The following is a 12,454-nucleotide window of genomic DNA, read 5'->3' on the forward strand; positions in this document are numbered from 1 at the left end:
CACGACATCACACAGGCCCTAGTGCTGTGACCGCATAGGTTCGCCGGGTTGGTGGTCGTGGCGGTTGGATGCAGCACCAGTTCGGTGCGCTACCGGCGCGATGATTCTGCCGGCCTCAGTCGGCGGGCACCATGTGCCGGTGATCGACCAGCTGGTCCAGGCCGACGAGGACTTCGTCATCCAGACGGCCATCACCCGACCGGTCAGGCTCGGCCAGCCCTTCACCCGCTGGTCACTGCGCAACTCGCCACCTACCTTGGCCGGCGCAACGCCAGCGCCCGCCACCACGACGTCCTGGCCGCCGAACCCATGCGGTCACAGCACTAGCGGCCGAGCGGGGACGAAGAAGTGCCGGACAGGCGGTCCTGGTGCCGGATGGAATCTCAACGCCACGCGTGGCGGATCTTCAACCGCCCGAACCCCATGGTTCCAGAGATCCGGATCCTGGGCCCGCCGGGGCGGGAGCGCCGCCGGGTCTTGTAGAGCAAGTCCTTCCACCCGGTGCGTAGATCCTCGACGTCGACTATCGCGTCGCGGGGCACCGTGATCTTCGCCCTGCCGGTGCCGAGTTGCAACTCGATGTCGACTACCGAATGCTCGATGACCGCCCGGGACAGGTCCAGGTGCACTCTTCCGAATGCGGACTCGACCTTGAGCATCCGAGGTACCCGCCATGCGCCGCGCCGCCGGATCCGTCCGCCGGCGGCGGCAATCGTGGACGTGGTGCCCGCATTCTCCGCCGGGAGTGAGGCCAGAGCCGACACGAGCTCGCTGTGCGTGTTGGCAGTGAGCACCTGGTCGAGGCATTCGTCCATCTCCTCGTGCGAGATGTGCCCTTCGGCGTACGCGTCCTGCAGGCGCTGCACAGCCGTGTCACGGTCGTCTTCACTGATCCGTGACAGCGGGTCTTCCGGCAGAGGGGTCACCGTTTCACTCTAGTGCCGTGCCGACGATGCGAACACGCCAAGATCCGTAGCGGGGCGAGGCGTCCAGTGGGGAGGCTGACCGCTCGTCAACATGGCCTTGATCGCCCGACCTTGCTGACCTATGCGGTTACAGCACTAACGAGTACGAGCCTCGGACTCCATCGGGCTGAGACTTGGTCTGGCTGATCAGTACCTTGCTCCGGTCGCATTCACCCTGAAGTCCCGGGCCGAAGGCGTTACGGCCTGCCGGAAAAGACTTCCCGACGAAAACTACGCCGCCGACGGCTCGGGAATGCGCCAGGTGATGCGGAACCGCTGGTCCGGCGGAAGCCCGAATCTGCCCACCGGACCGATCTCCTTGATGAGATAGCCGAAGATCTGATGGTGTGCCTCCTCGGAGAGTTCGTGCCAGGTCTCCGGGGTCGCGGTCATGACCTCCCGCATCAAGTACGCGTCCGATTCGGCGCGCAGCATCTCGATGCGGTCCTCACGGTCCATGGTCTCGTCGGCGTGCATAGCGCTGATCGACCGCTGGAGGAGGTTCGGCTCGACCGCCAGGCGCTGGAGGATCAGATCGCAGCCGTAGCGGAAGGCCGTGTGCGCGTCGACCGCCGCCTGGTCCGGGTAGTGGTAACCGAAGGGGGTACCTTCCTCGGCACCGAGGTAGTCGCCCTTCAAGGTCCGCAGGAGGGCACGCAGAGCGAACTCGGCACCGTGCTCCTCGATGAGGCGGACACCGACCTGCACCCATTCGTCCTCCGAGACCACCGGCTCGTGCGGCACCGCGAGCGAGGGGTCGATCTCGATGGCATTGAACGGGTTGATCATCATGCCAAGGACCGCCTCGGCGGTCCACTGCCCGCCATCCGGCCCCCAGCCCTGCGACAGGGCCAGTTCCCGGGCCGACTTCATGCCACCCGGCTCTCCCTCCCGCACCGCGCGCCACAGGGGTAGGAACCGCGCCACCTCGGCCGTCGGGTCCCGGGGCGGATCGACACAGGCGGCGGCGAGCACTGCCACGATCGACTGCACGGTCTCCCAGCGCGGGATGGTCAGGCCCTTGAGGGTCGTACGGACTCCCTCGTGGCTGACGAGCGCCGGGTGGTCGCCCTCAGCGATCAGAGCACTTACCTTCCGCATGCCGGGGTGGCCCGCCGCCCGGTGGAGTTCTTCCAGGGCGCGTACCAGCTCCTGGTGGGCTTCGTTCGGAGGAGGGACGGTGTCGGTGGCCACGGAACGGCGGATCCCTTCGGTCTTTCAGGCAGCGGTCGGGATGACCGCCAGGTATCGCCAAGAGCCTAGAAGTCGCAGACAGCGTGGCCACATGTCAGATTGCGCCAACTTTCTTGTCCTGGCCGTCAATCGACGACAAGCGATCGGAGACGGCCCGGAGCATGGAGTCAGCGTCGTGAGCGAACCGGCGCCGCCTTCTAAGGAGTTGCCCGCCCGTGCACATCCCTGACTATGCCCGTGCCATGATCCGGTCCGCGCTGCCGACCGTCCCCACCTCCCGGCAGCTGGGAGCACTGGACTGCTGCCTCTGCAACAAGCCCTTCGGGGATCGGCTGCCCGTACCGCTCGGACCGACGCCTGAGTCGGGACTGTTCGGCTGCCACCCCTGTCTGACCCGGTTGGTCGCCCGGGCGCGGCGGGCCCGCGACGCCGCGCTGGCCCAGGACGCCGCGCGGGCGCAAGCGGAGTCCGCGGGCTGGCTGCCGGTGCGTGAGCGGCATCTCGCCCGGCTTGACAGTGTGCGGCAGGCCGCGGAGGCCGTGGCCGGGCTGGCCCGGGATGGTGACACCGAGCCGCTGCGGGTCGCCTGGCTGCTGGTTTCGCTGGAATCGGCATGCGCCTGGGTCCCGGACGCGCCGGAGCCGCCCGCCTCTGTGGATCGCAAGGACTCGGAGCTGAGGAACGAGGCCTTCCGGCTCGACCTGGCCATGATCACGGCGCGCGAGGCGGTGGCGGAGCGGCTCGCCTACCACCTGATCAACGAGGCGCAGCCCGAAGAGCCGGAGATGTGCGAGGAGTTCGAGTGCCCGGAAGGCTGCTCGGGACGTCATGACTCCTCACACATCGACTGCGGGCCGGAAGCCGTCTTCGAGGATCTGGCGGAGCACGGAATCACCGTGGAGCAACCAGAGCCCGAACCCCTGTCACCTCGGCTCGCGGCTCTTCTGGGGAAGTCCGAGGCCGAGGAGAAGCGCTCGCTGCTTCCGGGCATCGAGGAGCAGGCCCCCGTTGCCCTGGCGCACTTCGGCATCGACGCGGACGACACGGACGTCCTGGTGAGTGCGGCGGCGGTCGGTCTGGTCGCCGACGCCTGGCGCGAGGGGCCGCTGGACGAGATCCACACGGCCGACGACGGGCCGAGTGATGGAGAGATCTTCGCGCAGAGCGTCGATCTGTACCGCAGGGCCCGCACGGCGCTGGTGGCCGCGCGGGAGGATGGGCCCGAGGCGCTGCTCGCGTTCGTGGCAGTCGCCTCGGACGTAGATCTTCCGTGGGCCGGCGGCTCGGGATTCGCGCTGCGAACGGTGTCCGAATCCGTGGCGGAGTTCGTACAGCACGTCGACGACCGGGTCTGGTTCACCGCGGAGGTGATGCGTGAACAGGGCTGGCGCGCGGCGCTGCTGCATAGAGCCACTTCGGCCACGTTCAAGGCTCCCACCCACTTCGGCATGCCGGGCTGGCCCAGCGCCGTCGCCTCGGCGATGGAGCATCTCGCCGTCCTGGACCGGTCAGGCGCACCCGAGGCGCTCACCGACCTCGCGGCGGTGGAGGCCGCGTTGCTCGAAGCGCCCGACCAACTGGGGGCGGACGCCCTCGACTGGATTTCTCACCAAGCCCTGCTCGGCTAGCGCGCTACTCGGGCCGCCCGTCCGCTCATCGGACCGGGTCGGAAAGCCCTCGCACCGAGGTAAGACCATCGATGAATCCGGCTCGCGGAGAGTCGGTGGGCGGCATTTCCCTCCGGGCCCCGGCACCCGAGGTCGCCGCACATGGGCGTGGTTCGCCCAACTCCGCACACTGACACCAGTGGTTCACCAGGTATGTGACCTGAACTGCCAGCCGGGGTGGAGTGAGGTATCGACATGCCCAGAAGCACTGGTAAAACCCTGGCCCGCTCCCGTATGCAGTTCCTGAGCGAGCCCAGGCAAGCCGCTCTCGGCGCCATTCCACGCGACGGCACCCTCAACCGCCCAGGGGGCTGGCAACCCCATCGCGGGACTGGGACCTGGAACGGCGCACCGTGTCCTTCGCCCCGATGGGATTTCCACACCGTCGGCAGACCTTTGATTGGCAACTGGTTCTCCGACCGGCTGAAACGCCCAGGCCGGCACCACAACGGAGATGAGGACCGGTACGAGAAGCAGCTCAGCGGGTCGGGTCGCCGTTGGACGCTCAGATGGAACGGCTTCCCCAATGCCGACGATGTGGCCGCCTCGCTTACCAGCGCGCCCGTCGGCATCCCCGCTGCCGTCGCGCGTGTCGTCGGCGACCAAATCGAGATCAGACTCGGCCGCGCGCCCCTGCGCCTGTCCGCGCGGCGCGACCCGGCCCAGCAGAGGGTGGAGGCCGCTCCATGAAGTGGGACGAAGTGACCCTCGTCATCCTCGCCGCGTTCGGTTGCGTCACGCTACTGCTGACGCAGATCAGCGAGGTGCTGTCGAGGCTGCCACAGATCATCCGCGCGTGGCGGCAGGTGCGGCACGAACTGAGCGGTGGTACCGATCCCGGCTCTCGGGATCACTCAGCAACAGTCACCGACCCGGGCGCACTCGCGGTCGACCCCGGTAGGAGAAGCCATACATCCGGAGAGCCCGAAGCAGGGCGGGGCGAGGACCTCTAAATCGCGCGACAGCAGCGTTGAGGGCCGCCACCCGAATCCCGGGTGGCGGCCCTCGCCGTTGTGGTCAGCGGGGCACTGCCTCGGTTCAGCGGCCGTAGCGGATCAGGGTGCGGACCATGCGGCAGGTCGTGTCCGACGGCGGGTGGATGCCGATGCGCTCCGCGGTGGTGCGGATCTTGCGGTCGGGGGCCTGGGACGGGTGGTACACGCCGGTGTCGAGCAGGGCTATGGCCAGGCGCATGGCCTTGAGGCGGCGGTTGTGCGTCTCGTACCACGCGCGCGGCCGCCCGGCCGGCAGTGGGGTCTTCGGCAGGGGCTGGGGAGCGATCGAGAACAGTGCGGCTGCGGCCATGGGCATCCTCCTGGGGCGGTCGGGAACCCTCTCTGACTCCTTCGATTTTACTGGCCACCACTGACAATCGGCCCTGGCCAGCGGGTGTTTGGCGGGTGGCTGAAGGTACGGTTGTGGCCATGGAGATCTGGATCAATCCCGCGTGTTCCAAGTGCCGCAGCGCGCTGCATCTGCTGGACGAGGAGGGCGCCGACTACACCGTGCGCCGCTACCTGGAGGACGTACCGACCCAGGACGAGATCCGTGCGGTGCTGGAGCGGCTCGGGCTCGAACCGTGGGACATCACGCGCACGCAGGAGGCGGCGGCGAAGGAGCTGGGGCTCAAGGACTGGGCGCGGGACGCCGGTTCGCGGGACCGGTGGGTGGCGGCGCTCGCCGAGCATCCGAAGCTGATCCAGCGGCCGATCATCACCGCTGAGGACGGTACGGCTGTGGTGGCGCGCACGGACGAGGCGGTGCGGGACGCCATGTCGCGATGACCGGCCAACCCTGGGGGGCCGAGGGTGGTTTGGGGCGTTTGTCGCCTGACAAGACCTTGGCGGGACTTCGCTGCTACCCTCCGCGGCCATGACTCTTGGTGATCATGGCCCGTACGGTTCCTACCCGCCCCCGTTTCCGCCCCCGCCCCCGCCGCCCGTGCGACGGACCTGGCTCATAGCCGGCGGCGCGGTGGCCGCGCTGGCCGTGGTCTCCGCCGTGGCGGTGGGTGCGGTGCTGTACGTCGGCAAGGCCGGTACGGCTGATACGCCGTCGGCGTCCTCGTCGTTCTCGTCGTCCCCCTCGGCCGCCCCCGTCCCCTCGGTCAGTGCCGTGCTCCCCTCCGACGCGCCCGCCGCTCTTCCCTCGCTGCTCGCCCGTCCCGTTGTACGCCCCACCCAGGCCTTCCCGGAGAAGACCGTGCGGCTCGCCGACGGCGCCGTCTACCACCGGGTCGACGTCGGCACCACCACCGAGTGCGAGCGCGGCATGTCCCAGGAACTCGCCGCGATCACCGCGCAGGGCGGTGGCTGTCTGCAGCTGACGTCCGCGCTGTTCACCGACGCCGAGCGGCGCTCGCAGGTGACGGTCGGCGTACTCAGCCTCAAGCGGGCCGAGGACGCGGCGTCGGTCTTCGGGATGGTCTCGATGGACCCGGTCACCTACCAGGTCGTCTCGCTCGATCCGCCGCCCGAGGCCGGCCTGCCGACCGTACCGCCAGGTTCGGCCGGGGTGTTCAGGCGGCTGATGACGGTACGGTCGGTGGTCTTCTCCAATGCGCAGTGGGCGGACGGCTCCGAGACGCGCGAGGCGGAACTCACCGAGCAGGCCACCGAGCTCCTGACGTACGTCAACGGGAACATCACGGCGCACGAGCAGGGGAAGGCGTCGACCGGCTCCGGGTGATGGCGGTCGCGGGCGGGTCAGGACACTCGTTCGTCCTCGCCCGCCGTCTTCCTGGTCGCCAGTGCGATGCGGTTCCAGGTGTTGATCGCGAAGATCAGCGCCAGGAGCTGGGCCAGTTCCTGGTCGTCGAAGTGGGCCGACGCCCGCGCGTACACGTCGTCCGGAACGCCGGCGTCCGCCACCAGTGTCACCGCGTCCGTGAGGGCAAGTGCCGCCCGCTCCTTGGCGGAGAAGAAGTGTGCTGCCTCCTTCCACACCGCGACCATGTGCAGCCGCTCCTCGCTCTCGCCCGCCTTGCGGGCGTCGGAGGTGTGCATGTGCAGGCAGTACGCGCAGTGGTTGAGGTGCGAGGCGCGGATCTGGACCAGATCGACCAGCGTCGGGTCGAGGCCCTCGCGCGCGGCGGCGTCGAGGCCGATCACGGCCTTGAACGCCTTGGGGGCGGCCTTGGCGAAGTTGAGGCGGGGGGAAGTGGCGGGCGTCTGCTTGATCTCTGTCGTCGTCATGGGTACGAATTTATGCGCGCAGGCGACCGGAGAAGAGGTGCATTTGAGTGGCGGAATCCTGGGTCAATTATGCGGAGGGGCTCGGCAGCGATCTGCTTCTGGAGCTTGGCGGCGCCGGCCGCGGCAGTCGGCGCGCCGTGCTCATGCGAGCGCTGCGTGAGGCGATCCGCGGCGGGCGGCTCGCCCCGGGGACACGGTTGCCTCCGTACCGTTCCCTCGCCGCCGACCTCGGGCTCGCCCGCAATACGGTCGCCGACGCGTACGCCGAATTGGTCGCGGAGGGCTGGCTGACGGCCAGGCAGGGGTCCGGTACGCGCGTCGCGCGGCGGGCCGCTCCGGCCGCACCCGCGCCCCGGCCCCGCACCCCCGCACGGGACGCCCGTCCGGCGTACGACCTCGTCCAGGGCAGGCCCGACCCCGCCGCCTTTCCGCGCGGCGCCTGGCTCGCCTCGGCCCGCCGGGCGCTGACCGCCGCGCCCAACGACGCGTTCGGGCCCGGCGATCCACGGGGCAGGGCGGAGCTGCGGCAGGCGCTCGCGGAGTATCTCGCGCGGGTGCGCGGGGTACGGGCGGACGCCGGGCGGATCGTGCTGTGCTCGGGTGCGGCGCACGCGCTGCGGCTGCTGGCCCGGGTGGTGGGCGGGACGTGGGCGGTGGAGGCGTACGGGCTGCCGTTCCACCGCGCGCTGCTGGCGGACGAGGGCGTACGTACCGTGCCGGTCGGGGTCGACGAGGACGGGGCCAGGGTGGGCGAGCTGGCCGGGCCGGGGACCGTACTGCTCACTCCCGCGCACCAGTTCCCGACCGGGGGGCCGCTGCATCCGGAGCGGCGGGCGGCCGTCGTGGACTGGGCGCGGGCCACCGGCGGGCTGGTCCTGGAGGACGACTACGACGGCGAGTTCCGTTACGACCGGCAGCCGGTGGGTGCGGTGCAGGGACTCGACCCCGAGCATGTGGTGCTGATCGGGTCGGTCAGCAAGAGCCTTTCGCCGACGCTGCGGATCGGCTGGATGGTGCTGCCGGAGCGGCTCGTGGACGGCGTCGTGGAGGCGAAGGGCGAGCGTGAGCAGTGGTCGAGCGCGACGGAGCAGCTGACGCTGGCGGACTTCGTCGAGTCGGGTGCGTACGACCGTCATGTGCGCCGGATGCGACAGCGCCACCGGCGCAGGCGCGACCGGTTGGTCGAGGTACTGGCCGAGCGGGCGCCGCACGTGCGCGTGACGGGGATCGCGGCGGGGCTGCACGCCGTGCTGGAACTGCCGCCCGGCACGGAGCGGGCGGTGGTGAAGGCGGCGGCGTGGCAGGGGCTGGCGGTGGAGGGGCTGTCCGGTTACCGGCATCCGGACAGCAGGAGTGGGGGCGGGGCGCCGGGTGGTGGGGAGCGGGACGGGCTGGTGGTGGGGTACTCGACACCTGCCGAGCACGCGTACGCGGGGGCGTTGGACGCGCTGTGCCGGGCGTTGCCGCCTGCCTGATGCGGAAGTTGTTGCTGGGGTGATTGAGACGGACGGGGTTGCTACTCGTACGTAACGGCACACGGAACCCATCCGGTCGTGGCGCACACGGCCGGGGACAGGAGTCGCACGTGTCGCGCAAGAAGACCCTCAGCCGCAAGAAGAAGCTCGCTCTGCTCGCGGGCGCGGCCGCACTGGTCGCGGGAACCGCCGTGGTGATGACCGGCACCAGTCAGGCCTCGGTCGCCTGCGACGGGCTGGCCGCCGCGCTGAGCAACAACGAGCAGTTCATCGCCGGGCAGCGTGCCACTCCCGACGCGCAGTCGGCCGCGCGGATCGCCAACCGGGAGGCGGTCATCGAGGAGATCAAACGTAAGCAGGCGGCGTCCGGGTGCGACGCGGCGGCCCCGCCCGACGCCGGGGCGGCGCCGCCTGCGGACGAGACGGCCCCGCCGGAGGAAGGTGGTGGTGCGGATGCGGGGGCGGGTGGCGGCGACGGAGGGGCCGCCACCCGGCCGCCGGCTCAGGATCCGGGCGACCCGGCGCCGGCCGGTGAGGTCGTGTGCGCCGGATCCACCGTCACGCTGTCCGGTGAGGGCGGGGCGCCTGCCGCCTCCAGCGGGGAGTTCCCTGTCGGCACTCAGCTCAAGGTCACGAACCTCGACAACTCCAAGTCGACCACCGTTGAGGTGACTTCGGCGTCCGGCAGCTGTGCGCTGCTCAACAACGCCGCCTTCGAGCAGGTGCGTGAGCCCGGCAAGTTCCTGATCCGCAACGCGCGGATCGAGCGCGTCGGGTAGGAGACCCCGGTCCCTTCCGCCCCGGTCGGCCGGGGCGGAAGCCGGGTGGGCGCTCAGTGCCGGCGTACGCGGGGAGGTTTCGCGTACGCCGGCCGCTCAGCGGCGCAGTTGTGACTCCGCTTCGGCCAGGATCTCGGTGAGCCGCAGGCCGAAGGCCGCGTCGCACGGGTGGGATTCGCCGGTGCGTACGGCGTGCAGCAGGGCGTCCACGGCCGCGCCGAAGGACTCGGTCCCACCGCCCCACGCGGGCAGTTCGGCCACGCCCGCCCTGCCCCGCAGTTCGACCGTCGCACCTGCCGAGGCCGCCGGGGCGCTCAGGCTGAGCGTCACCGTGCTCGTCGCGCCCGAGGTGTGCCGCAGTACGAGGTGGGCGGTGTCTCCGAGACCCGCCGCCGCGGTCGTCGACGTAACGTCGCCCAGCACCGGCAGGAGTACGGACAGGGCGTGCGGCCCCACGTCCCACAGCGCGCCCTTCTCGCCGCGCCACGGGGATGCGGCGTACGGACTGTCCGCACCGGGCGAGTACAGCGCGCCGAGCCACCGCGCGTGTGCCGTGAACCAGCCGTCCGCCGCGGCCTGTTCGGCGATCCACTCCGTCGTGCCCGTCGCGAAACGCAGCGTGCAGAAGATCACCGACGCCACGCCCGCCTTCTCGGCCGCCCGGACGACCTCCCGTGCCCCCGTCACCGTCGTCGCCAGCGGCTTGTCCAGCAGCAAGTGACACCCGGCCTCCGCCGCCCGTACCGCCAGCGGGGCCTGGACGTCCGGGGGCAGCGCGATCGCGACCGCGTCGCACGCCGCGAAGAGGGTGTCGACGTCGTCGTACGGCGTGGTGCCGTGGGCGGCGGCGAGCGCGGCGGCCGCCTCGGGCCTGCGGCCCCACACGCCGGCGAAGTCGACGCCGGGGTGCGCCGCGAGCGCCGGTGCCTGGGTGCCGGCCGCCCAGGGGCCGGTGCCGAGAAGTCCGATGCGCGGCCTGATCAACGATGCGGTCATGCCCGCCAGTGTGCCGTTGTACACGGCGGCGGGCACGGCGGCAGGCGCCCCTGGCCCGGCTCTACGGCTTCGTCCGGCCCCGGCTTCGTCCGGCCCCGGCTTCGTGGCGCGCAAGCGCTTGTGACGCGCAGGAAACCTGAGTAACACGGGGTTCACAATCGGGCAACGGACGGGAAATCAGCGCTTGCGAAGCTGCCCTCACAAGCCGCAGCACCGCAGCAGCACCCGCAAAGGATGGCGTCCGTGACCTTCAAGGCCGAGTACATCTGGATCGACGGCACCGAGCCGACCGCCAAGCTTCGCTCGAAGACGAAGATACTGGCCGATGGCGCCGAGCTGCCCATCTGGGGCTTCGACGGATCCAGCACCAACCAGGCCGTGGGCCACTCGTCCGACCGCGTGCTGAAGCCCGTGTTCTCCTGCCCGGACCCGATCCGCGGCGGTGACAGCACTGGTGACGTACTCGTCATGTGCGAGGTCCTGAACATCGACATGACGCCGCACGAGTCCAACACGCGTGCACTGCTGCGTCCGGTCGCCGAGCAGTTCGCCGGCCAGGAGCCGATCTTCGGCATCGAGCAGGAGTACACCTTCTTCGACGGCTCGCGCCCGCTCGGCTTCCCGGTCAACGGCTTCCCGGCCGCGCAGGGCGGTTACTACTGCGGCGTCGGCGCGGACGAGATCTTCGGCCGCGAGATCGTCGAGAAGCACCTCGACCACTGCCTCGCCGCCGGCCTGGGCATCTCCGGCATCAACGCCGAGGTCATGCCCGGCCAGTGGGAGTTCCAGGTCGGCCCGCTGGCGCCGCTGGAGGTCGCCGACCAGCTGTGGGTCGCCCGCTGGCTGCTCTACCGCACCGCCGAGGACTTCAACGTCTCCGCGACCCTCGACCCCAAGCCGGTCAAGGGCGACTGGAACGGCGCGGGCGCGCACACCAACTTCTCGACGAAGGCGATGCGCGAGGGTTACGACGCGATCATCACCGCGTGCGAGTCGCTGGGCGAGGGCTCGAAGCCGATGGACCACGTCAAGAACTACGGCGCGGGCATCGACGACCGCCTCACCGGTCTGCACGAGACCGCCCCGTGGAACGAGTACAGCTACGGCGTCTCCGACCGTGGCGCCTCGGTCCGTATCCCGTGGCAGGTCGGCCAGGAGCAGAAGGGCTACATCGAGGACCGCCGCCCGAACGCGAACGTCGACCCGTACGTCGTCACGCGCCTGATCGTCGACACCTGCTGCACCGCGCTGGAGAAGGCCGGCCAGGTCTGATCCCGCACCACAGCGACTGGGGGCGCCCGCCGATCCGGCGGGCGCCCCCTTCGCGTGCCGTCGCGGGCGGACGTCTGCTTCAATAGGGCTCATGGTCGGCCACCAGTACTACACCGCGACGGGTCGCAGCGACCTGGAGCCGTTCTGGCCTTCCCGTCAGCATCACGACTTCGACCGGGTGTGTCGTCGCGCGGCGAACGCGCGGGCCCTCTAAAGCCGTTCACCCCGGTCTTCGGTCCAGCGCGCACGACGCAGTACGTCCCTCGACGACTCCTCCGCGCGAAAGAGCTGACCTCTCATGGCGAACACCCGTACCTTCTCCGCTGCACTCCAGGCCCGGACCCAGGTGCCCACTCCCCTCGACCGGCACCGGCTGCGGGCCGTAGACCGGGACGAATTGGTGCGTACCGGCGGGGCTCATGAAGGGGGCCTCGCCGTGGGCGACTTCCTTCCGCCGGGCGCCACTTGGCTGCCCGCGCCCCGGCACGCGCTTCCCGCGCTGCCGGGGCAGCCGCCGATGATCGGCTATCTGGTGCTCGTACCGGCCGATCAGCAGCCGGCCGTCACACCTGTTTCCGAGGGGGAGGGCGAGGCGCCGGGCGGCGGACCCGTGCGGATCGACGGGGCCCGGCGCACCGCCGAGGTGGACGGGCGGGCGCTGGACCTCACGTACCTCGAATTCGAGCTGCTCGCGCATCTGGTGGCGCACCCCGACCGGGTGCACACCCGCGACCAGTTGGTGACCACGGTGTGGGGTTACGGGCATGTCGGTGACGGCCGGACCGTCGACGTCCACATCGCCCGCCTCCGCCGCAAGCTCGGCCCCGAGCACCGCGCCACGATCCAGACGGTGCGGCGGGTTGGTTACAAATACACCGTTCCTCAGCGCTGAATTCCTGGGCCGGGCGGGCC

Annotated in this window: 15 protein-coding genes and 1 pseudogene; 11 read left to right on the forward strand and 5 right to left on the reverse strand. The window is 70.5% G+C overall.

From position 1 onward, the window contains the following. Positions 1-48: 48 nt before the first annotated feature. Positions 49-241 (forward strand): annotated as a pseudogene (locus J7E91_RS35685) (hypothetical protein); the annotation flags it as partial. 142 nt (positions 242-383) lie between these two features. Here J7E91_RS35685 and J7E91_RS05065 read toward each other — a convergent pair. Together J7E91_RS05065 and J7E91_RS05070 are read right to left on the reverse strand one after the other, a co-directional pair. Continuing rightward, the gene (locus J7E91_RS05065; RefSeq protein WP_214899465.1) at positions 384-926 is read right to left on the reverse strand and encodes a DUF1707 domain-containing protein; all 543 of its coding nucleotides are present in this window, start codon (positions 924-926) and stop codon (positions 384-386) included. A 270-nt stretch (positions 927-1,196) separates the two neighbouring features. After that, positions 1,197-2,159 carry a hypothetical protein gene (locus J7E91_RS05070; RefSeq protein WP_214899467.1) on the reverse strand — a complete coding sequence of 321 codons (963 nt, stop codon included), beginning with the start codon at positions 2,157-2,159 and terminating at the stop codon, positions 1,197-1,199. Between the two features lie 215 nt (positions 2,160-2,374). Between J7E91_RS05070 and J7E91_RS05075 the strand changes: the two genes are divergently transcribed. From J7E91_RS05075 to J7E91_RS05085, 3 genes are all read left to right on the forward strand, one after another. Continuing rightward, a complete protein-coding gene (locus tag J7E91_RS05075) occupies positions 2,375-3,787 on the forward strand; it encodes a hypothetical protein (protein ID WP_214899469.1) in 1,413 nt (470 codons plus the stop codon). Positions 3,788-4,222: 435 nt separating this feature from the next. Next, positions 4,223-4,516, forward strand: coding sequence for a hypothetical protein (locus J7E91_RS05080; RefSeq protein WP_214899471.1), 294 nt, complete (start codon positions 4,223-4,225; stop codon positions 4,514-4,516). Then, the gene (locus J7E91_RS05085) at positions 4,513-4,779 is read left to right on the forward strand and encodes a hypothetical protein (RefSeq protein WP_214899517.1); all 267 of its coding nucleotides are present in this window, start codon (positions 4,513-4,515) and stop codon (positions 4,777-4,779) included. Before J7E91_RS05080 ends, J7E91_RS05085 begins: the two co-directional genes overlap by 4 nt. Before the next feature lie 85 nt (positions 4,780-4,864). Here J7E91_RS05085 and J7E91_RS05090 read toward each other — a convergent pair whose 3' ends face one another. Then, a complete protein-coding gene (locus J7E91_RS05090; protein WP_214899472.1) occupies positions 4,865-5,137 on the reverse strand; it encodes a hypothetical protein in 273 nt (90 codons plus the stop codon). Positions 5,138-5,250: 113 nt separating this feature from the next. On the opposite strand from J7E91_RS05090, the gene J7E91_RS05095 reads away from it, so the two are divergent. Both J7E91_RS05095 and J7E91_RS05100 read left to right on the forward strand, forming a co-directional pair. Next, positions 5,251-5,610: an arsenate reductase family protein gene (locus tag J7E91_RS05095; RefSeq protein WP_214899473.1), complete on the forward strand. Its 360-nt coding sequence runs from the start codon at positions 5,251-5,253 to the stop codon at positions 5,608-5,610. Between the two features lie 88 nt (positions 5,611-5,698). After that, positions 5,699-6,514 (forward strand): hypothetical protein, encoded by an 816-nt coding sequence (locus tag J7E91_RS05100; RefSeq protein ID WP_214899474.1) that lies wholly within the window; start codon positions 5,699-5,701, stop codon positions 6,512-6,514. 17 nt (positions 6,515-6,531) lie between these two features. Here the strand turns inward: J7E91_RS05100 and J7E91_RS05105 are convergent, their stop codons facing one another. Then, entirely contained in the window at positions 6,532-7,020 is a 489-nt protein-coding gene (locus tag J7E91_RS05105; RefSeq protein ID WP_214899475.1) for a carboxymuconolactone decarboxylase family protein, read from the reverse strand. A 47-nt stretch (positions 7,021-7,067) separates the two neighbouring features. On the opposite strand from J7E91_RS05105, the gene J7E91_RS05110 reads away from it, so the two are divergent. Next, on the forward strand, positions 7,068-8,495 hold the full coding sequence (locus J7E91_RS05110) for a PLP-dependent aminotransferase family protein (RefSeq protein WP_214899476.1): 1,428 nt from the start codon (positions 7,068-7,070) through the stop codon (positions 8,493-8,495). A gap of 110 nt (positions 8,496-8,605) precedes the next feature. Further along, entirely contained in the window at positions 8,606-9,274 is a 669-nt protein-coding gene (locus J7E91_RS05115; RefSeq protein ID WP_214899478.1) for a septal ring lytic transglycosylase RlpA family protein, read from the forward strand. A gap of 96 nt (positions 9,275-9,370) precedes the next feature. Here the strand turns inward: J7E91_RS05115 and J7E91_RS05120 are convergent, their stop codons facing one another. Then, the gene (locus J7E91_RS05120; protein WP_214899480.1) at positions 9,371-10,270 is read right to left on the reverse strand and encodes a Gfo/Idh/MocA family protein; all 900 of its coding nucleotides are present in this window, start codon (positions 10,268-10,270) and stop codon (positions 9,371-9,373) included. A gap of 243 nt (positions 10,271-10,513) precedes the next feature. Between J7E91_RS05120 and glnII the strand changes: the two genes are divergently transcribed. The 3 genes from glnII (at position 10,514) to J7E91_RS05130 (ending at position 12,434) form a co-directional block, all read left to right on the forward strand. Then, complete coding sequence (gene glnII / locus J7E91_RS05125; RefSeq protein WP_214899481.1) at positions 10,514-11,542, forward strand: glutamine synthetase; 1,029 nt, start codon at positions 10,514-10,516, stop codon at positions 11,540-11,542. Between the two features lie 91 nt (positions 11,543-11,633). After that, positions 11,634-11,756 carry a hypothetical protein gene (locus J7E91_RS36670; RefSeq protein WP_285439032.1) on the forward strand — a complete coding sequence of 41 codons (123 nt, stop codon included), beginning with the start codon at positions 11,634-11,636 and terminating at the stop codon, positions 11,754-11,756. 84 nt (positions 11,757-11,840) lie between these two features. Continuing rightward, positions 11,841-12,434 carry a winged helix-turn-helix domain-containing protein gene (locus J7E91_RS05130; protein WP_214899482.1) on the forward strand — a complete coding sequence of 198 codons (594 nt, stop codon included), beginning with the start codon at positions 11,841-11,843 and terminating at the stop codon, positions 12,432-12,434. Positions 12,435-12,454: the final 20 nt, after the last annotated feature.

Source organism: Streptomyces sp. ISL-99 (genome assembly GCF_018614005.1).
Taxonomy (GTDB): domain Bacteria; phylum Actinomycetota; class Actinomycetes; order Streptomycetales; family Streptomycetaceae; genus Streptomyces; species Streptomyces flavidovirens.